This window comes from Nostoc sp. MG11, assembly GCF_014904695.1.
In the GTDB taxonomy this organism is placed as follows: Bacteria; Cyanobacteriota; Cyanobacteriia; order Cyanobacteriales; family Nostocaceae; genus Komarekiella.
Map to the genome: position 1 here is coordinate 261,013 of NZ_JACXXN010000007.1, position 19,767 is coordinate 280,779.

The 19,767-nt window shown below is 43.1% G+C and carries 14 protein-coding genes and 1 tRNA gene; 6 read left to right on the plus strand and 9 right to left on the minus strand.

Going from position 1 to position 19,767, the window contains the following annotated elements; all coding sequences use genetic code 11:
- Positions 1-75 precede the first annotated feature (75 nt).
- Positions 76-1,533: a glycoside hydrolase family 13 protein gene (locus HCR01_RS13745; RefSeq protein ID WP_193196710.1), complete on the minus strand. Its 1,458-nt coding sequence runs from the start codon at positions 1,531-1,533 to the stop codon at positions 76-78.
- A 539-nt stretch (positions 1,534-2,072) separates the two neighbouring features.
- Between HCR01_RS13745 and HCR01_RS13750 the strand changes: the two genes are divergently transcribed.
- From HCR01_RS13750 to HCR01_RS13770, 5 genes are all read left to right on the plus strand, one after another.
- Complete coding sequence (locus tag HCR01_RS13750) at positions 2,073-3,800, plus strand: S8 family peptidase (RefSeq protein ID WP_193196711.1); 1,728 nt, start codon at positions 2,073-2,075, stop codon at positions 3,798-3,800.
- Positions 3,801-3,921: 121 nt separating this feature from the next.
- A complete protein-coding gene (locus HCR01_RS13755) occupies positions 3,922-4,218 on the plus strand; it encodes a hypothetical protein (protein WP_193196712.1) in 297 nt (98 codons plus the stop codon).
- Between the two features lie 269 nt (positions 4,219-4,487).
- Complete coding sequence (locus tag HCR01_RS13760) at positions 4,488-5,777, plus strand: glucose-1-phosphate adenylyltransferase (RefSeq protein WP_193196713.1); 1,290 nt, start codon at positions 4,488-4,490, stop codon at positions 5,775-5,777.
- Between the two features lie 79 nt (positions 5,778-5,856).
- Positions 5,857-6,318, plus strand: coding sequence for an AAA family ATPase (locus HCR01_RS13765; RefSeq protein WP_193196714.1), 462 nt, complete (start codon positions 5,857-5,859; stop codon positions 6,316-6,318).
- A 166-nt stretch (positions 6,319-6,484) separates the two neighbouring features.
- Positions 6,485-7,480: a DnaJ C-terminal domain-containing protein gene (locus HCR01_RS13770; protein ID WP_193196715.1), complete on the plus strand. Its 996-nt coding sequence runs from the start codon at positions 6,485-6,487 to the stop codon at positions 7,478-7,480.
- Positions 7,481-7,722: 242 nt separating this feature from the next.
- On the opposite strand, the gene HCR01_RS13775 is transcribed toward HCR01_RS13770, so the two are convergent.
- Together HCR01_RS13775 and HCR01_RS13780 are read right to left on the minus strand one after the other, a co-directional pair.
- Complete coding sequence (locus HCR01_RS13775) at positions 7,723-8,265, minus strand: peroxiredoxin family protein (protein WP_193196716.1); 543 nt, start codon at positions 8,263-8,265, stop codon at positions 7,723-7,725.
- A gap of 157 nt (positions 8,266-8,422) precedes the next feature.
- Positions 8,423-9,034 carry a peroxiredoxin gene (locus HCR01_RS13780; RefSeq protein ID WP_193196717.1) on the minus strand — a complete coding sequence of 204 codons (612 nt, stop codon included), beginning with the start codon at positions 9,032-9,034 and terminating at the stop codon, positions 8,423-8,425.
- A 137-nt stretch (positions 9,035-9,171) separates the two neighbouring features.
- On the opposite strand from HCR01_RS13780, the gene HCR01_RS13785 reads away from it, so the two are divergent.
- Positions 9,172-11,280 carry an amylo-alpha-1,6-glucosidase gene (locus HCR01_RS13785; RefSeq protein ID WP_193196718.1) on the plus strand — a complete coding sequence of 703 codons (2,109 nt, stop codon included), beginning with the start codon at positions 9,172-9,174 and terminating at the stop codon, positions 11,278-11,280.
- A gap of 129 nt (positions 11,281-11,409) precedes the next feature.
- Here HCR01_RS13785 and HCR01_RS13790 read toward each other — a convergent pair.
- The 6 genes from HCR01_RS13790 to HCR01_RS13815 form a co-directional block, all read right to left on the minus strand.
- Positions 11,410-11,483: transfer RNA gene (locus HCR01_RS13790), tRNA-Met, on the minus strand.
- Between the two features lie 173 nt (positions 11,484-11,656).
- Positions 11,657-13,990, minus strand: coding sequence for a peptidoglycan DD-metalloendopeptidase family protein (locus tag HCR01_RS13795; protein WP_193196719.1), 2,334 nt, complete (start codon positions 13,988-13,990; stop codon positions 11,657-11,659).
- Positions 13,991-14,800: 810 nt separating this feature from the next.
- Positions 14,801-15,262 carry a tRNA (cytidine(34)-2'-O)-methyltransferase gene (locus tag HCR01_RS13800; RefSeq protein WP_193196720.1) on the minus strand — a complete coding sequence of 154 codons (462 nt, stop codon included), beginning with the start codon at positions 15,260-15,262 and terminating at the stop codon, positions 14,801-14,803.
- Between the two features lie 255 nt (positions 15,263-15,517).
- A complete protein-coding gene (gshA, locus tag HCR01_RS13805; RefSeq protein WP_193196721.1) occupies positions 15,518-16,657 on the minus strand; it encodes a glutamate--cysteine ligase in 1,140 nt (379 codons plus the stop codon).
- A gap of 229 nt (positions 16,658-16,886) precedes the next feature.
- On the minus strand, positions 16,887-18,794 hold the full coding sequence (locus tag HCR01_RS13810; RefSeq protein WP_193196722.1) for a hypothetical protein: 1,908 nt from the start codon (positions 18,792-18,794) through the stop codon (positions 16,887-16,889).
- Positions 18,795-18,858: 64 nt separating this feature from the next.
- Positions 18,859-19,737 (minus strand): bile acid:sodium symporter family protein, encoded by an 879-nt coding sequence (locus tag HCR01_RS13815; protein WP_193196723.1) that lies wholly within the window; start codon positions 19,735-19,737, stop codon positions 18,859-18,861.
- Positions 19,738-19,767 lie beyond the last annotated feature (30 nt).

A 19,767-nucleotide genomic window follows, 5' to 3' on the forward strand; every position in this document is an offset into this window, starting at 1 on the left:
GGGATAAGGGGCAAAAGGGAAAAGTATACTCTTACCCTTTAACCTTTTCCCCCTGTTAAGAGTCCCTAGTCCTCGTTACCCTACACCCAGAATGCAACCACTGCGTGCGGGAACAGTCAACGTCAACTGCTGAGTTTCTTTACCATTCCACTCAACCTCAGCAGTGCCATATAAAAGCTTGTTGGGTTGAGTGTGCATTGCGATATCTACATTCGCTTTTGCTGAAGCTGTACCAGCGTTAACAGCAATAATTAATTCTTCTTTGTCTAAAGTGCGGGCAAAGATGTAAAGTTCTCCCTGAGCATATAGAACCTGGTAATCACCTGTACGCAAGGCCGGATAAGCATGACGCAGGGCAATTAATTGGCGGTGAGTATCGAAAATTTCTCGATCCCAGTTAGCTTCTAAAGGAAAGCCGCGACGTGAGTCTGGATCTATAGCACCAGGTAAACCAACTTCATCACCATAATAGATACTAGGAGCGCCTGGAAAGGTGAGTACTAGTAGAGTTGACAATTCCACACTGGCTTTATCACCACCAGCAATAGTCATCAGTCGCGCTGTATCGTGACTTGCTAGCAAATTGAGTTGAGTCAGCTGAATTTCCCAAGGATAAAGTTGCAGTACTTCTTGGATTTTGGTAGCGTATTCAGCCGCAAATAAGGGTGGGTAGGGTTGATAGTCGCGGCTTTGGACTTGTTCTAAGACTACGCGATCGCCAGCAGCAAAGGCAATTGTTGGCCCGGCAAAAAGATAATTCATCACGCCATCAAATTGCGTTCCATCCAACCACTCACAGGAATCTCCCCAGACTTCCCCAACAATGTAGGCGTCAGGATTTATGGCTTTAACGCGATCGCGAAATTCTTGCCAAAAACCAGGAGTTTTTATTTCAAATGGTACATCTAAGCGCCAACCATCAATGCCGAATTTAATCCAATATTCGGCAATTTCCATAATGTATTCCCGTACTTCGGGGTTGTCGTGGTTAAATTCTGGCAACGCCCGATTTCCGGCCCAACCCGCGTAGTTAGCAGGAAACTCTCCATTGTAGGGTGACAAGGGCCAGTCTTCAATTTTGAACCAATTTACCCAAGGGGAATGGGGGCCATTCTCTAAAACATCGTGGAAAAAGAAAAAGCCACGGCTGGAATGGTTAAATACTCCATCGAGAACGACTTTGATATTTCGTTGATGGGCTGCATCTAGTAATTCTTTAAAAGCTTCATTGCCCCCCAGCATCGGGTCAACTAGATAATAATCGTGGGTATGATAGCGGTGATTACTAGCAGATTGAAAAATGGGTGTGAAGTAAATCGCGTTAATTCCCAGGTCTTGTATATAGTCTAATTGCTCCAAGATGCCCCATAAATCGCCGCCTTTATAACCTTGGAGTGTTGGCATAGCATCCCAATCTTCCCAACGGGCTTCATGCAACAGCCGTTTGCGTGGCTGTTTGCTTCTAGCAAAGCGGTCTGGAAAAATTTGGTAGAAAACAGCGTGCTTCACCCAGTCTGGTGTTTGAATTTGCATGAATTACTCTTTGTACCTTCAGAAGCGATCGTTGCAAATACTAGCTTCTTTGTGGCTCTTACTTATGATAGAAAATTGGGGAATAGTCAAAAGTCAAAGGTCAAGGGTCAAGAGTCAGTTGTCTCCTTGTCCTTCTTGTTCCTTGCTTTCTCTGCTATACCTTTTACTTTGGATTTTTACGCAATTTTTATTAGTGTTAACTGTTTTGACTACTCTTATTTATTGTTTTTAATATTTACCAATATCATCATTTTTAGTTATTACTTCATAATTCTTGATTATTTTGCACTTAAAGTTATCCGTAACAACTGAGGTAGATACTGGATTAGTCTCATAGCTCATGAAAATTACTGGTAATAGTCGAATGTGGCTGCTCAAAGATGTTGCACTAGCCAGTTAAAATCCCCTTGAGGAAGACATAATCCAGCAATGTGAGTTATACCAAGTTGCATCCAGTCGTAGTTACACAAAAAGACTCAGAATTCAAAATATCGTTTCTTTTAACTCTTGACTCCCAAAAAATTAAATTTGAGGTAAAAATGAGACACGAAAAACTTTCTCCCGGATTACTTTTGGCATATCATGACTATCAAAGTGAAGGAGAGCCAGCTTTAATTACGCATAAGCGATCGCTTGGTATAGTTACCTCTAAAAATACCGTCAAGCCTACTAAGAGCGTCATTTTTATCTACTGCAATGCTGAAGCAGACTTGAGTGAATTATCACAATATGGTATTCAAGTCAATCAAAACACAGGGAGTGTGCGGACAGCTTACTTACCGATAGATAGTCTAGATGCCTTATCTGAAGAAGCTGCTGTCCAGCGCCTCAAACCATCGCGCAAACTTAAGCTAGCAATGGACGTTGCACCTGGAGCAGTCCACATACCAGATTTTAAGAGCAAAACTGGATTAACTGGTAAAGGAGTCATCATCGGCATCATAGACAGTGGTATTGACTCAAAGCATCCTGCCTTTGATGGGCGGATTTTAAGCATTTGGGATCAAACGCTGCCAGGTCCAGGAGTCATAGAGGGCAGCTATGGAGCTGAACTTACAGGAACACAACTGACAATTTCCCAGGATACTGATGGTCATGGTACGCACGTTGCCGGAATTGCCGCCGGTGCTGATACCACTTATGGTGGTGTAGCACCAGACGCAGAGTTGATTATCATCAAGACTGACTTGCAAGATGCCCACATTGCCGATGGCATTCGCTACATTTTCCGAGTAGCAAGTGAGTTAGGACGCCCTGCTATAGTGAATCTCAGCTTAGGTGGACACGCAGATGGTCACGACGGTAGCGACTCATTGTCAAAAATCATTGATGCCGAAACTGGCCCTGGACGGATTGTTTGCTGTGCAGCCGGGAACGAGGGTAACGACAATATTCATGGTCAAGCAACCATACCCGCCAAAAGTATGCGTGGTATGCGTTTTAATGTTCCTCTGAATCAAGTAGGTATAGTTTGGTTAAATGCTTGGTATTCCAGGAACAGTGAGTTGGAAGTGTCGGTGCGCGGCCCCAACGGTTTCGTCACACCCTTCCAAAAAATTATTGCTAATGGCAATCCCACACAAGATTATGATTTGCCAGATGCACAGGTACAAGTGGCTACACCAGGAGCCGACCCAGTTAATGGCGACCATAATTTCTTTGTACAAGTTCGTGGTAAAGGCAAAACGCCAGTACAAGGAGGTATTTGGCAGTTGCGAGTACGTAATACTTCCTCAACCGACACCCGTTTGGATGTGTGGACACTAGATGATTCGTCGTCAGTGTTTTTTACGGGTCAAAGTGTCAAGGACTCAGTGAAAATTGGATCACCAGGAGCCGCTACCAGCGCGATTACAGTAGCCGCCTATACTACTAAATGTAATTACACCGATATTGATGCTCAGGCGCGAGAAATGGGTATGGAATTACATGGCATTTCTGAGTTCAGCAGTGAAGGCCCTCTGCGGAATCAGGCCCAAAAGCCTGATGTGGCAGCACCGGGAGCGATGATTATTTCTACGCTTTCCTCTAATGCCAATTTTGACCGTTCGATGACGGTTAATTCCAAGTTTGTAGCGATGGCTGGTACAAGCATGGCGACACCGTTCGTTACCGGCATAATAACACTGCTGTTACAGCGTGACCCCAAGCTTGATCCAGCTGCTGTTAAAGACTTGCTACGCAAGAATAGTTCTATTCCAGGAAAAGCCGCAGGAACATTTGATAACAAATGGGGCTATGGAGTGATTAATGCATTAAATCTGTAATTAGATTGAGAAGCGCGTATATCTACGTCTGTATAAGGGTAGGCAATGATAACCCATAAATTTGATAGGTTGATTGTATAGCAAGCTCACAAGTGCCTGCCCTTTTACCAAGGAACTGCTTATGAATTATGAGAAGCTAGACACGGCTCTTGCTACAGCGCTAAATAACGTTCATGACTCAGAAGAAAAGAGTTTGACGGTTTTCATCCATACTGAATCAATTGCAGACCCCGCTGCAACTGCTGTTTTAGAAAGCTTGGGCGTCAGCGGTGTCACCAATGGTCAAGATGTTTTCACCGCAACACTTTCACCAGATGCCATCTCGCAATTATCAGAGCAACCTTGGGTGCAGTATCTAACACTGTCGCAAAAATTGCGTTTGATTAAAAGGAGAGATATGGGCAGTTTGGGCGTTTGATATGATATTTCAAAATTTAATATCTCAAACTTTTATTTTCTGCGTGAGGCTAATGAATTGTCTGATTATTTATTAAACTTAGCGATCGCTCCCCAATTTTTCCTACCAATCAATACAAATGTTCTAATATTTTTAGTTGTAGCAGTGCTATTCATCACTAATAGCATTTTGTAAAATTCACTCTTTAGAATCTTCGATCCCCCCTTACCAGCTGCCGCATACAGTCCTAAACTGAAGATGAGAGTTGAAAGGCAGTCGGGAGAATTTTTGTGAAAAAGGTATTATCAATCATTCTTGGCGGTGGTGCGGGTACTAGGCTTTATCCGTTAACCAAACTCCGCGCTAAGCCAGCAGTACCAGTAGCAGGGAAGTACCGCTTAATCGATATCCCGGTTAGTAACTGCATAAATTCCGAAATATTCAAAATCTATGTCCTGACACAATTTAACTCAGCTTCTCTAAATCGTCACATTGCGCGTACCTATAACTTTACTGGCTTCAGCGATGGATTTGTAGAAGTACTCGCTGCACAGCAGACGCCAGAAAATCCTAACTGGTTTCAAGGTACAGCCGATGCTGTACGCCAGTACCTATGGCTGATGGAAGAATGGGATGCAGAAGAATATCTGATCCTCTCAGGTGATCATCTCTACCGCATGGACTATCGTCTATTTATCCAGCGCCATAGGGAAACGGGTGCTGATATTACTCTCTCAGTCATCCCCATTGACGAGCGCCGCGCCTCAGATTTTGGCTTGATGAAAATTGACGATTCCGGTAGGGTAATTGACTTTAGCGAAAAACCCAAAGGCGACGCTTTAATTAAAATGCGTGTTGATACCAGTGTACTGGGATTAACAAAAGAACAAGCTCAATTACAGCCATACATCGCCTCAATGGGGATTTATGTCTTTAAGAAAGATGTTTTGTTCAAGTTGTTGAGAGAATCTATAGAACGAACTGATTTTGGCAAAGAAATTATTCCTGATGCCAGTAAAGATTACAACGTTCAAGCATACTTATTTGATGACTACTGGGAAGATATTGGAACAATCGATGCGTTCTATCATGCAAATTTAGAGCTGACTCGCCAACCACAACCACCTTTTAGCTTCTATGACGAAAAAGCACCAATTTATACCCGTGCTCGATACTTACCACCGAGTAAACTCTTAGATTGCCACATCACAGAAGCAATTATTGGCGAAGGTTGTATTTTGAAAAACTGTCGCATTCAACATTCAGTTTTAGGAGTACGATCGCGGATTGAATCTGGCTGCATCATTGAAGAGTCCTTACTCATGGGTGCAGACTTTTATCAACCTTATGTAGAACGCCAATGTAGCTTAGAAAAAGGTGATATTCCCGTAGGCATTGGTACAGACTCGATCATCCGGCGTGCGATCGTCGATAAAAACGCCCGCATCGGTCATGATGTCAAAATTATCAATAAGGATAATGTGCAAGAAGCCGACCGCGAAAGTCAAGGTTTCTACATCCGTAGTGGCATTGTTGTTGTGCTAAAAAATGCTGTGATTCCTGATGGGACTATCATTTAGTCAAGGGTCAAGGGTCAGAGGTCAAGGGTTAAGGGTCAAGAGTCAAGACTGAATAATTTGGACTTTGGACTGTTAACTCATGACTAAACTCATTTTGCTGATTGGCCTTCCTGGTAGCGGTAAGTCAACTTTGGCAAAACAATTACTGACAGAATGCCCCCAAATGCAGCTAATTTGTACGGATGCTATTCGGGGGCAACTGTTCGGTTCACAAGCAATTCAAGGGCCGTGGCTGCTGATTTGGCGTGAAATTCAGCGGCAATTTCAGCAAGCGATCGCCGTAGATAAGACGGCAATTTATGACGCCACCAACGCCCAGCGACGCCATCGCCGTGAACTGATCGCCCTAGCCCAGGATGTGGGCTTTACTCACATAACTGGGATTTGGGTGGATACGCCAGTTTGGCTGTGTTTGGCACGTAATAAAAGGCGATCACGCCAGGTTCCTGAAGAAATTATCTTGCGGATGCACCGTCAACTCCGGGATGCTCCCCCAAGCCTAGAAGAAGGAATAGACTGCCTAATTCACTTAAAAGGATGATGAGAGTACGGGAATTGCGCTGACATGGTGAGCGAGAACCACACTTGCTTTTCTGTATTGTTTGTTAATTTAAAATCAGAGTATTTTTGTTTGGCATTATACCTGGCAAACAACAAATCTCATATCTTAAAAAAATATAAGGGAATTTATATTAGGAGGCTGGTAGATGGCTACAACTGACTTTAAAGACTATTACGCTATTTTGGGAGTTAGTAAGACTGCCAGTCCAGAGGAAATTAAACAAGCCTTTCGTAAACTAGCTCGCAAGTTTCACCCTGATGTTAACCCAAACAACAAACAGGCTGAAGCACGCTTTAAAGAAGTTAACGAAGCCTACGAAGTTTTATCAGATCCAGACAAGCGCAAAAAATATGACCAATTTGGTCAATATTGGAAACAGGCTGGTGAAGGTTTCCCGTCCGGCGGTGTCGGCGTCGATATGGGTGGCTTTGACTTCAGTCAATACGGCAATTTTGATGAGTTTATCAATGAATTGCTAGGACGTTTCGGTGGTAGTACTCCTCGTAGTGGGCGACAAAGCTACTCTTACCGCACTTCTACAAGTGCGCCAAGTGGTTTTGGTGGCTTTAACGATTTTGGTTTTCAGGATGCAGGTGGGGGCGCAATCCAAGATAGTGAAGCTGCGATCGCTCTTACTTTTTCGGAAGCGTTTCATGGTGTGCAAAAGCGCTTTAGTTTAGGCAATGAAACACTAGATGTTCGCATTCCCGCAGGAGCTAAACCGGGTACTCGTCTACGTGTGCGGGGCAAAGGTCAAGTTAACCCAATGACCCAACAACGAGGAGATTTATACTTAAAAATCGAATTACAACCGCACCCGTTCTTCCAAATTGAAGGCGATAATCTTGTCTGTGAAGTAGCAATCACCCCAGATGAAGCCGCTCTTGGAGCATCTATTGATGTACCCACACCTGATGGTACAGTTGATGTTAAGTTGCCTGCGGGGGTGCGCTCTGGTCAATCCTTGCGTTTACGTGGTAAAGGTTGGCCTCTAGCCAAAGGTGGACGCGGTGATCAGTTGGTGAAGGTGGCGATCGTTCCACCAAAAGAACTTAGCCAACAAGAGCGGGAGTATTATGAAAAAATTCGGGCTATACGTACTTATAATCCCCGCAGCCATTTGCAACAGGTTAGGCTATGACGATTTTTGCAATGTAGAGACGCGTTAGCAAAGCGGCATGAATTAAAATTTCGCGTCTCTACACCTACTGTTTATGAATTTACTTTAATCTTTTAATTTGCATTCTATGGCGCTATCAAAGACTTAAAAGCTTCCACCTACAGGGTAATAAAGAGCCGAAAAAGCGAATCAATAAAGTTTTACAGGTACTTTGGTTATGATAAGAGTTTCCTAAACTGACACGGCATTACCTTGACTACAATTTAAACTAAATCGAATTGTTCTAACAATGTCTCAATACTAGCGTTGTGATCCAGGAAAGAAAATAAATGCCAGTAGCGAAGTTTTCCCTCTTTATCTAATATAAACTGTGCTGGTAAAGGCGCTCCCAGTGCTTGCCCCACTTGATAGGTGCGAAATACTCGACAACTAGGATCACTCAGCAATGGCATTTTTAAACCTAAATCCCTAACAACTATTTGACTCTGCCGCTCGTCGGTACTAGTAATCATCAAAACTTCTACGCCACGATTTTTAAATTGCTCATAGTTTTCATTCAAAGCTTTGATGTGAGGAAAGCAAAAGGGGCAATATTGCTTTTCAGTAAAAATGCGAGTAAAGGCAAGTAACACTGGTTGCTTACCTTGATAATCAGATAATTTTACTAACGTTCCGTTGGTAATATCTGGTAGTTGAAAATCTGGCGTGTTTACTCCCAATCTGAGTTTATTTGTAGCTGGAACTGGTAAAAAATTGTGGAAAAAACGTTTATTTAATAAACCACTAAAATCAGTTGAAGTCAGCATACTTTTATCATTGATTATTTAAATACTATTTTACGAAAAAACCACAGATAGACACGGGGGTTGATACTGTTTAATATGTATCTGTGTTTATCTGTGGTTATAATAATTGTGCTTTCAACTTGCAGTAGGCTCGGTTGAAGTTAATAGCAAGCGTAATTTAGACAGCAGCGAAGTAGACTTTCGACTTCACTGGGTCAGGAACCATTGTTTGATCACCTGGTTGCCAACCAGCTGGGCAAACTTCGTCAGGATGAGACTGTACATACTGAATTGCTTGCAATGTCCGCAGGGTTTCATCGACACTACGACCAAAAGCTAAGTTGTTGATAGTGGCGTGCTGTATGATACCATCTTTGTCGATGATGAACAGACCACGCAAGGCAATGCCTGCTGCTGGGTCAAGTACGTTATAAGCGGCGCTAATTTCTTTCTTGATGTCAGAGACTAGAGGATAATTCAGGTCGCCGACTCCACCAGACTTGCGATCAGTTTGAATCCAAGCGAGGTGAGAGAATTCGCTATCTACAGAAGCCCCAAGGACTTCTGTATTGATTTTCTTGAATTCTTCGTAGCGATCGCTAAATGCTGTGATTTCAGTGGGGCAAACAAAGGTAAAGTCTAGGGGATAGAAAAACAGGATGACATACTTACCGCGATAATCGGAAAGTTTGATTGTCTTAAATTCTTGATCTACCACAGCCGTTGCTGTGAAATCGGGAGCCTGTTGACCAACGCGAAGGCTTCCTTCTGTTCCGTAAGTGAGGGACATGAACTTATTTCTCCTTCAACTTATATCCATTTAGTAGCGTCGGAATTCGGGTAAGTTTTACTCACCCGTCTGCGCTCTCACAGTTTAATTACGATCTGTTACGACTATATCATAGTCATAACGATTTTGAGTAGCAAATGGCTGATTTAGATACAAGAGAATGGTTGCTTACTAATGGCTTAGGAAGTTTTGCCAGTGGTACGGTTTCTGATGTTCGTACACGCACTTATCACGGTTGGCTATTTGCCGCTACAAACCCGCCTTCTGGGCGCACTCTGCTGATTTCCCACTTAGAAGCTAGCTTAGAAGTACTAGGGGAAGTTGTGGCTCTGGGGACAAATTTTTGGAGCAATCGTCAGATTGAGCCGACAGGCTATGAATTGCTGCGCTGTTTTGATATTAACCCAGTTCCAAAATGGATTTGGGGCAAGGATAATTGGCAGCTAGCTAGACAATTGGTAATGCCTTACGGGTTAGTGGGAACAGAGGAGAAGTTGGGAAAATGGGGCGAGAGGGGGGAAGTAGAACAGACCAATGCCCAATCCCAATTTTCCCACAGGATTTTGATTCAATATCGCTATGAGGGAATTGACGCGGCAATATTACGCCTGCGACTGTTAATCGCCGATCGCGGCTTTCACAGCCAGCAAACTGCCAGTCCAGAATTGCAGTTCTCGCAATTGCTAGGGCAAAAACAAGTATGTCTACAAGCGATAAATGCTGGGCACTTCGGCACAACTTGGCACTTGCGCTGGACACAAGGCAACTATCAACCAGATGCAGTTTGGTATTGGAATTATGGATTACCAGAAGAGACGCAACGGGGATTAAGCGATCGCGAAGACCTCTACAGCCCTGGTTACTTGAGTGTCACTCTCCAGCCCGGAGATACAGTGACTCTAGAAGCACGGGTAGGTTTTCCCGATCCATTGGCAGGTATCCTCACCCCTGAAACCTTTGCAGAAGCAGTAGAAGCAGATCAAGAACGACTCTCTCAGATTTTTGGATGGGGGAAACAAGAAGAGGGGCACATAGAGAGAAAGGGAGAGGAGGGGAAAGAACAATTAAAAATTACTCCCCCACTCCTTCAGTCCCTAACCTGGCAGCAACTACTTAAAGCAGGCGATCAATTTATCGTCTATCGAGCTTCAATTGCTGGCCCCACGATCATTGCTGGTTATCACTGGTTTGATGACTGGGGGCGTGATACCTTGATTGCCTTACCGGGGTTAGCGCTAGTTCCACAGCGCTTTGATCTGGCAAAAGGACTATTGCGAACTTTTGGGCATTACTGTCGCAACGGTTTAATTCCTAATACATTTCCTGATGTCGATGGCGAACCGTCTTATAACAGTATTGATGCAGCCCTGTGGTGGATTGAAACTTTAGGACTTTATTTAGAAGCTACCCAAGACTGGCAATTTCTGGCAGAGCAATTTCCCATAGTGCAGCAAATCCACAAAGCTTTTGTTGGTGGTACGCGCTACAATATTCAGGCTGATGCCACTGATGGGCTGATTGGTTGGGATGCTCGCAGTGTAGCCCTTACCTGGATGGATGTAGTGATTGGAGCAGAACCCGTCACTCCTCGTTGCGGAAAGCCTGTGGAAATCAACGCGCTCTGGTATTCTGCTTTATGTTGGGTTAGTCAGTGGGCAGAACGCCTGAGCCAGCTTCAATTTGGCGAACCAGTTCGTCTAGCTAAGCAAGCGCAGCGTTATGCCCAGCAAGCACAACAAGTGAAACTCTCTCTACAAAAGTTCTGGAATCCGCAACTAGGCTACTTGTACGATACTATCGAACCGGACGATCGCCGAAATTTTCAAATTCGTCCCAATGCTGTTTTGGCACTGTCGCTGCACCATTGTGGGTTTTCTCCACAGCAAGGATGCCAAATATTGGATCTAGCAACCACCAGCTTACTTACTCCTTATGGTCTTCGTAGCCTTGATCCAGGCGATCCAGAATACATAGGGAAGTGCGCGGGCGGCCCCCATGCTCGCGATCACGCCTACCACCAAGGTACTGTTTGGAGTTGGCTGATTGGCCCTTATATTCTTGCTTGGCAACGGTTTTACCCAAATCAACCACTACCTTTTGATTGGCAACTCCTGCTGAATCATTTCCTATCTGATGCTTGCCTTGGCTCTATCTCTGAGATTTTCGATGGCGATCCACCTCATACACCCAGAGGTGCGATCGCTCAAGCTTGGTCTGTTGCTGAAGTGATCCGCCACATAAAATAGTGCTGAGTTTTGAGTTGCTGAGTATTAGAGCTAGTTTTTAAATTTAGAGTCAAAACTCCCTGCTAAAGGGTAATCAAGGCTAGTCTAGACTCACTTGTCGCTCAGCATTTACTACTCATAACTTTTAAATGGCTCAGGTCGGATTTGAACCAACGACCCCAGGCTTATGAGTCCCGTGCTCTAACCAACTGAGCTACTGAGCCAAATTTATTTACATCGTTATCTAGCCTAGCACACAAATTTGCTTAAGGCTAGTTTGTTTTGCGATTAATTTTTCTATTGCTAAGTTTCTTTCTATTGAGATGATAGACAGCAAATGAGGGAGTTTACCTCCCTCAACAAACAAAGCAATTTTTTCGATAGAGACAACTAAGAATTAGAGACGTTCTTGGGGAAGCATGGCTATTGGGTTAACTGCGCCCTTGCCTGATGCATGAATTTCAAAATGGCTGTGTGGACCAGTACTGTGGCCAGTGGTACCCATTAAAGCAATTGTTGATCCTTGGCTTACCTGCTGACCAGGTTGCACCAGAATCTTGCTGTTATGAGCATAGCGAGTCATGCTACCGTCAGGATGGCGAATTTCGACGAGTTTGCCGTAGCCACCGCTATTCCAGCCAGCTTTTTCTACTGTACCCTCTGCTGAGGCAATAATTGGCGTACCAGTGGAGTTAGCAATATCAATTCCTTTGTGCATTCTTCCCCAGCGCCAGCCATAGCCAGAAGTAAGAACACCCTTCGCTGGCCAAGTAAAAGCTACAGACGAAGTAGATGGGGGGGGTACAGTTTCGTCAATTGACCGGGGTAGGTATTGATCTACTGCTGCCAAAGGCGGTATCGGTAGCTGTGGAGAAACTGTAGTTCCTCGCATCCTTCCTAGGGAATCAGAAGAGTTTACACCAGCGGGTGGCGTTGCTATCTTCGTGCTAGATGGAATGCGAGAGGGAGTCCACTGACTAGCAGGCCCTAGATTGGGCAGATTGGGCAAGAATTCTGGATTTACTGGTTCACTAGTGGGTCTAGCAGCACGGAATTGAGGCTTAACGGGTTGGGCGCTATAGCTTGTAGTTCCAATGGGTGTCGGAACTGGAATCGGTATAGCAAGATTAGTTGGTCGAGAAGCAAAGTTAGATACTGAACTGAGATTATTAGGACTAGAAACTGGAATCTGTACCGCAGCAATATTATTGGTTTCGGTAGCTTCTGGTACAACTAAGTTTCCAGACTGTTGAGCGCGATATTTCTCTTGTAATCTCTGGATTTCCGCTTGTAAGCTTTGCAGACGTTCATTTTTTGCCCTTGCTACCTTTTGAGCCGGTTTTTTAGGCAGTTGTATTTCGGCAAAAGCTGTTGGTGGAATATCTCCACCGACGCCACGAGAAGTTGAGGTGTTAGAAGATGTTTTTGGAGCGAGGTTAGTATTTGCCTGAATCTGATTGTTCGCAGTTGTCGGTGTAGGGACGGGAATACTGCTGTTGTCGGCAATAACTGGTAGTTGTGAAGCAACAGGTAGGTTTAAGTTGACGCCAGCTGTGTTCACAGGATTAGTGGCTAATTTGGCAGTGCTACTGGACTGCCTAAAACTGGGCTTAAACGGTACAGTTGTGTCAACTTGAGCAGTGGGAATAATCAGTTTTTGACTGATTTGCAATTGGTTGGGGTTGTTAAGACTATTTACCTTGACTAGTTCTGATACTGAAGTGCCGTGATGGTTAGCGATCGCTGCTAGTGTATCTCCAGGCTTAACTTCGTATGCTGTTGAAGCTGATGCCACAACTGTTGGTGTAGCTGGTGCAGGTGTTGTTACTTGCTGAACAGAAGCATTCGTCTCTTGCTTTTGTTTTAACCTCGATATCAGACTGGCTTTGCTTGCATCAGCCGTTGTTTCCGATTGGGTTAATACAGTTTTCTCAACTACAGTCGATGACTGCGCCAACTCAATACCAGCTTGTGATAAATTTTTGCTCTCCCCAGACCGCAACTCCGCCAGGCTCTTTCTTAAACGGTTCGATTTTTCTTGTAAGCGATTTAGTGCAAACTCTTGTTGTGCTTTAAGTTGTGCATTAATTTCCCCGTTTGCTGTGTCAGATGCCAATGCTTGTGGTCGAGCAGTCAGGGATGTGTTTCTACCATCAGTAATACTGTCAGTGCTAGAGGATTTTTGTGTCGTCTCAGATAGCTTGTTGACTGTTTGGAAACCAGTATTACCTGAAGTATTGCTTAGTCCCTGTGCTACTTGTGACTTTAGGTAGATGGAATTTTTATAAGTTGTTTGGGAAAGTGTTTCTGATACAGGAACTTGTACAGACATTCCACTTGCCGCAACTTGCCATTTAGCTTCAAGCCCAGGCACTTGTGAAACTGCTGTTGGTTCCACTATGACAGGATTTTCAGGCACGCTCGCTGATGAGACGGCTCGGGACTCCAGCTTTGTGGAGGCAAATTTCACCTCAGTGTCAGGAGCAGCCGGAATTGTTGAGGTTGCTTTTTGGCTACCTACAGGTGCAGCTGCTTGGGCTTGATCGCTTTGTCGAGTCACCAAAAGGCTGGTTGCTCCCATCGAGATTGCCAAGCCAATCATGGCAGCTTTTGTCCGCACCCGGCGGTTAACTTTTGGATTAATCACATTTAGCTCTTCTACCGGGGCATCATCGCTACTAGGGGTATTTTTCAACACAGCCTTCACTCTCTTTTTCAATGCTCGTTTCAAAGACGACCTCCTATGATCACTAGCGCTTAACTGATCTCGATTTTTCAGCTGGATACTAGTCAATGATTTAGATCACAACGAACGATAGATCAAGATCACAATTCACCAGAGATGCTTAAGCAAGATTAACCTGCTTCTCTGATTTAGACAAGTTCATACTTATTAGCAAAACTTAAAGTTGCCATACTTACTTGTCCGAACCACTCCTCACACACTTCACACATTTGAGACATTTGGTTTTGCTCTTTGCAGTTGTCCGCGCTTGTCTTGCTTCAATTGCGGTGACTAGACAAACACACATTTGCCAAGTCCACTGTCGCTGCCAGGAATTAAACTGCCGCGACTTCTGGAAAAGCGTTGTCCTCTACTGTAGATATCTTCAAGATATTTCTACTAAATCCGTCTTCCCAACACGAGACTTTACGTTGATTATTCCCTAAAAAACAACCGTATGAACTCCCAGCTACTTTTGGGCTACTTTCCCAAGCTCATCGAGTCAAAATAGCTGAAATACATCATAAGACTGGGTTTTCCCGGTTTTGTTCCTGAATTTAGGATGATTCAAATTCATCAAAATCTATCATTCAAATTTGGTATTGCCCCGAATTTTATATACAAATTTCTTATAATATCCTTCCCCTATTCGTAAGTATCTTCTACTACAATTTGACCATAAATTTCAATTTAAGTATATTAACTAAGATTATTGCTGTAACAAAAGAGATGTTTGCTGCTAAAATTCACTTGCTCAGTAAAATTTTGGCAAAGCTTAAATATTTATACTTAAAAAGTTGTGAATAACGCTAAAAATTATTGTAAATAACCTAACTGGCGGCGGGCTTCAAACAAACCAATTGCTACACTTACTGACAGATTCAAGCTGCGAACTCCTGGTTGGGCCATAGGAATGTATAGGTTAGCGTCAGTTGCGGAGAGGATGGTTGGTGTTAAACCTGTGGTTTCACTACCAAACAGCAGCCAATCATCTGCTTGAAACTGAAAGCTGACGTAATTAAAACTTCCACTGACCGTGAAACCTAACCATCTTCCTCCACGCTCTTGATGTATGATTTTAAAGGCTTCTAGCGATTCATGATAGTGCAGCTTGACGTACGGCCAGTAATCCAAACCAGCTCTTTTAAGGTAGCGATCGCTAATTTCAAATCCCAAAGGGCCCACCAAATGCAATTCCGTACCTGTAGCGGCACAAGTACGGGCAATATTACCTGTGTTGGGAGGGATTTGCGGGTTAACTAAGACTACCTGAGGCATTGTTCGGGAAACTTACGTATTGTATAAAATAATATATTATGAATGTGAAATCTACCAAAGGGTAGAGGTGATATATAGGTTTTATTAATAATCACCAAGCGATCGCCATCGATTAGATTTTTAAAATAAACAATAAATAATCTCAGAACATTATCTGAGAGTATGCTTGGACAACTACATAATGTAGTTGCCAGTATCTTTATCAAATACCAGCAACTCCAAGAAAATATACCATTTGTCAGACGGCAGCAGATGTTAAGCCATCAAAGACGAACACAATTTGTTTTCGAGTTCGATTTCGCGTTCTTGGGTGGCAACAATAGCCTGAGTGATGACCCGCTGGGTGTCAAAACCAACTGCATGTAACTGCAACCACTGTTGGGCTTCATTACCTTCGCGGAGGATTTTGTTTATCGGGGAAAGGAAACAGCTAAAGCCATTTTGTTTAGCCATCGCCCAAACGTCTTGGTAGATTTCAGCAATCCAATCTCTAGCTAGAATGCTTCTACCATCTTGCCAATGTGTGAGATGGGCATCAAGACTAGCTATAGCAGCAGCAGCTTCGTTATTAGCAGCCAGAGTAATCAGTTCTTCGGGAGAGAAGGTACTTTGGGTTAACGGGTCGATGTTGGGATTTTCGATTATTTGTAATAAACGCGCTTCTAATAAGGCACAAATCGCCAGCAGGGCAATTGGATCTGTGACTAAATCGCAAATCCGTAGTTCTAAGCGATTTAAGTCATAGGGACGGCGATCGCCATTTGGTCGCACTGATGTCCAAAGATGCCGCACGTTTTGCATTGTACCGGCAGCCAGTTGATGTTCTACCCACTGAATATGATCGGTGTGGCTAGCAAATAACGGTACATGGGTGGGTGTTTGCGGGAAGACGCCCCAACGGGTGGAATGATAGCCAGTAGCTTTGCCATCGAGGAAGGGAGATGAGGCGCTGAGGGCAAGAAATAGGGGTGCTTCTGTGCGGATCACGCGACACGCCCGCATTAATACTTCCGGGTCACTGATGCCTATATTGATATGTACGCTAGCGGTGACTACTTTCGTATTGTAGGTTTTCTCGATGTAGTCGTGATAGGGATTAGTTGGATCGGAACGAAGAAAGCGATCGCTACCACCCAAAGAAAGGGTACTCCCTGGTATCAGGGTGTAATCGCCCAAGCGGTTGAGGTAATTTCGCAATTCCCGCCGAGGACGCAGCAAGGCACACAACAAGTTCTCATAATTATGGGATGGTTGAGTTATGTATTCCACGTTGCGGCTATCTGGCTCACGCACAAATCCATCCAAATCTGCGACAATTTTGTCGGAGAGACCAACGATTTCACCTTGAGGTGTGCCAGTGTACATCTCAATCTCAAAGCCTTTTGATAAGACCACTTTAAATTACTCCTTGGCTCTCCCAGCTTATAAATTGTATCAAATTAAACGAATCTCTGCATATACATCTAAGTGAATAAGAAAGTTAAAAATCAGTTAAGCAAAAAGTTAGAAATATAGTTTTTATTTTATCTCCGGGGAATAATGATGAGTATTGATAGGAGAAAAAAATCCACTTTATGATCTATGGTCTATGATTCTTGATTATGCACTAAAATGCAGAATTGATTTAGCTATTTACTTTTTTCTTGGTTTTCTTATTTATTTGTCCTCCCTTGACTAACTTAGTCTCCTTTTCTTGCTGCTGCTCCACATATTGCGATATGAAATTAGTAGGTGAATCACTTGTTTGGGTAATATTGAGACGTAAAAATTGCAACCATACTTCATTGTTGAGTAAGTTTAAAGCAGTTTCAGGATTGTTAGTTGCGATCGCGCCTATAACTTGACGCCATCCTTGTCGCAATAATTCAATAAAAGCTTCTTCACCTGAAACCTGATTCAGCAACGTAAGTGCTTTTCTATAAATTACTAAATCTAATACGTTTTTCGCTCTTAGACTTTGAAGAACCACATTCAACCACATTGGTAAAAGTTCCAGCCAGTTGTTTTCTTCTATCTCTTTGAGTGCGATGTCTTCCATACCAAGCGCACCCCACACACACAAAGGTTCTACAGCTAGTTGAAAATTGCGGTTTTCTAGAGCATTTTTCCATAATTCTTGAGCATGGTTTTGGAAACGATGAGCAAGAAATTCATAAGCTTCCTGGACTTGCTGGGGAATTGTAACTTTATAGACTGACTCGCCTCGTGGTAGATAGTCACCACGATAAGAAAGCCAGTTATGAGAGCCGCAAAGATGGATTTCCCGATCAACTATTACTTCTTTGATATGAGAATCTCCCAACCAAAAAACTTGTACAGACGGCAATCCATCAGGTGTTTTTATCGCTCGAAGTTTTTCCTCTACTTCTAATAGTATTGGTTTATCTTCATCTTCTTGTTGTCGCGCAATTCCATGTCCAATCAAAATCCAAACTCCGCGATTAGCCAAATTTTGTAATAAATTTAGGAATTCGTCATTTATAGTTACCTTACTAACCCAAGGTGAATAGATGATAACTTGATGTTTTGCCGAATTTAAAACTTTTGAAAAAGCTTGAGAAATTTGTCCATCACGTAACTGTATAGCTGTTCCTGCTACAGTGGAATAATTTTGTTTTCTACTAGTATGTGTAGCGGTTTCTAATGCCTTTTGGCGAATTTTTTCAACTCTAGCTTCAATTTCTGCGTTTTTATGATCAAGAATTAACTTACGCTCAGAATTGATGGTTTCGTTTGATAATTCACACAACGCCTGCAAGGATATTTTACCTTCGGATAGTAGGACTTCCAGCCGTTTTGTTTCAGGCTCTAAAATTTGCTTACCATTTCTTATTTGGACACTTAACTTATCTTCAAGTGCATCGAATGTAACGAAAATAGATATAGTTGCCGCAACTTTTTTAGTTACAGATATTGCTTTACAAGAAACAACTATTTTTCTATCTTGTGGCACATGAAGTGCTAAATCTGAAGTCTGAATATTTTGCTGAATTTCTTCAATAGGCAAAGAAGAAATATCAATAATTATATTATCAATATTTACAAAATTTGTTAAATCAGGCAGTTTTACTAGTTCCTCGTTTAAAGCTTCAGATTGAAAAGTAAGTTTTCCAGTTAAAGGATCTGAAATGGCATAAATCTGTACGGAGTATGGAGGCTGTGGGACAGACCCTTTCTCATAAAATAAACGTCCTTCAGGAGTTACTGTAATTGGCGATGTTAGTGATAGAGTTTGTAACGTCTGAAGAGTTGCAGTAGTACTGCGGACAAATACAGGATCAAGACCAAGTATAGATGCTAATTCATCTTCTGTTGGAGGAGGATCCAATTCAATACCTGCACGAATAATAAATTCTTCTAATACGTTAAACTCGCGAGGTTCTTTGATAGTTGCTTCTAGAAGAGTCTGATACAAACTATAGCGTAATTGACGCGCTGCTAAAACCGATAGACTAGGACTTTGCGCTTCAATTTCGTCCACGAAATTCTTGAGTTTGCTATCAATAGGTTTAGCAGAAGAGGCGAGAAACATCAACGGAACAAGATTGGATAATTTAATTTGTACAAATACTTGTAACCCATGAGGCAAACTACTTTTATGTTTTCAACAAGCCTTGGCGACGACTAGCCCACCAAGCAAATCCAGCACCAGTCACAAACATTAGCAGACTATAAATTGCCCCAGGAATGGCCATTGTGGGAGTATTCAGCAGCGTAGGGCTAGAAGCGATCGCGATCGCCAGAGTCCCATTTTGAATTCCTACTTCTATTGTAATTGCCGTAACACATCTTTCTCCTAATCGTGTGAAAGTAGCGATCGCAAAACCTAAAGCCATTGCCATCACATTCAAAACCAGAGTTGCCCAGCCCACATCTATTACATAAGAAATAAAATTATTCCGTTCTCGCAGCAGCACTCCAGTAATTACCACCGCCAGGAAAAATAAGGATAGCCACTTCACAGGTTTATCTGCTTTGTCTGCCAATCCGGGTGCATACCGCTTGGCTATCATCCCAATTGCTACAGGTAGAAGTGTAATCACCGCAATCTGCAAAATGGTGTTTAAAAAAGGTAACTGTAGCGTTGTTCCTTGCCCCAAAAATGTCTGCATTGACAAATTTATTACCAAAGGAATCGTAAAAACCGTAACTATACTACTAATAGCTGTTAGGGTTACAGAAAGAGCAACATCACCCCCAGCCAAAAACGTAATCATATTAGAAGTAGCGCCACCGGGGCAGGCTGCTAAAATCATCACACCTACTGCTAATTGTGGGTCAAGGGGAAACACCGACGCAATGCCAAAGTCCACAATCGGCAACATGATCAACTGCGCCGCCAAGCCAATCACAACCGCTTTGGGATAGATTACAACTCGCTTGAAGTCCTCTAGGGTCAAGGTTAACCCCATGCCTAACATGATAATAAATAGAGCTAGGGGCAGAAAAACAGCCGTCAGAAAATTTGCTTCCATCCTTAACCCGCGTTGGTATCAATAAAAGTT

What these genes read in the sequence shown, in the direction of transcription:
- HCR01_RS13745 (WP_193196710.1), bottom strand. Translation starts at nt 1,533, where the DNA reads ATGCAAATTCAAACACCAGACTGGGTGAAGCACGCTGTTTTCTACCAA.
- HCR01_RS13750 (WP_193196711.1), top strand. Translation starts at nt 2,073, where the DNA reads ATGAGACACGAAAAACTTTCTCCCGGATTACTTTTGGCATATCATGAC.
- HCR01_RS13755 (WP_193196712.1), top strand. Translation starts at nt 3,922, where the DNA reads ATGAATTATGAGAAGCTAGACACGGCTCTTGCTACAGCGCTAAATAAC.
- HCR01_RS13765 (WP_193196714.1), top strand. Translation starts at nt 5,857, where the DNA reads ATGACTAAACTCATTTTGCTGATTGGCCTTCCTGGTAGCGGTAAGTCA.
- HCR01_RS13770 (WP_193196715.1), top strand. Translation starts at nt 6,485, where the DNA reads ATGGCTACAACTGACTTTAAAGACTATTACGCTATTTTGGGAGTTAGT.
- HCR01_RS13775 (WP_193196716.1), bottom strand. Translation starts at nt 8,265, where the DNA reads ATGCTGACTTCAACTGATTTTAGTGGTTTATTAAATAAACGTTTTTTC.
- HCR01_RS13780 (WP_193196717.1), bottom strand. Translation starts at nt 9,034, where the DNA reads ATGTCCCTCACTTACGGAACAGAAGGAAGCCTTCGCGTTGGTCAACAG.
- HCR01_RS13785 (WP_193196718.1), top strand. Translation starts at nt 9,172, where the DNA reads ATGGCTGATTTAGATACAAGAGAATGGTTGCTTACTAATGGCTTAGGA.
- HCR01_RS13800 (WP_193196720.1), bottom strand. Translation starts at nt 15,262, where the DNA reads ATGCCTCAGGTAGTCTTAGTTAACCCGCAAATCCCTCCCAACACAGGT.
- HCR01_RS13810 (WP_193196722.1), bottom strand. Translation starts at nt 18,794, where the DNA reads ATGTTTCTCGCCTCTTCTGCTAAACCTATTGATAGCAAACTCAAGAAT.
- HCR01_RS13815 (WP_193196723.1), bottom strand. Translation starts at nt 19,737, where the DNA reads ATGGAAGCAAATTTTCTGACGGCTGTTTTTCTGCCCCTAGCTCTATTT.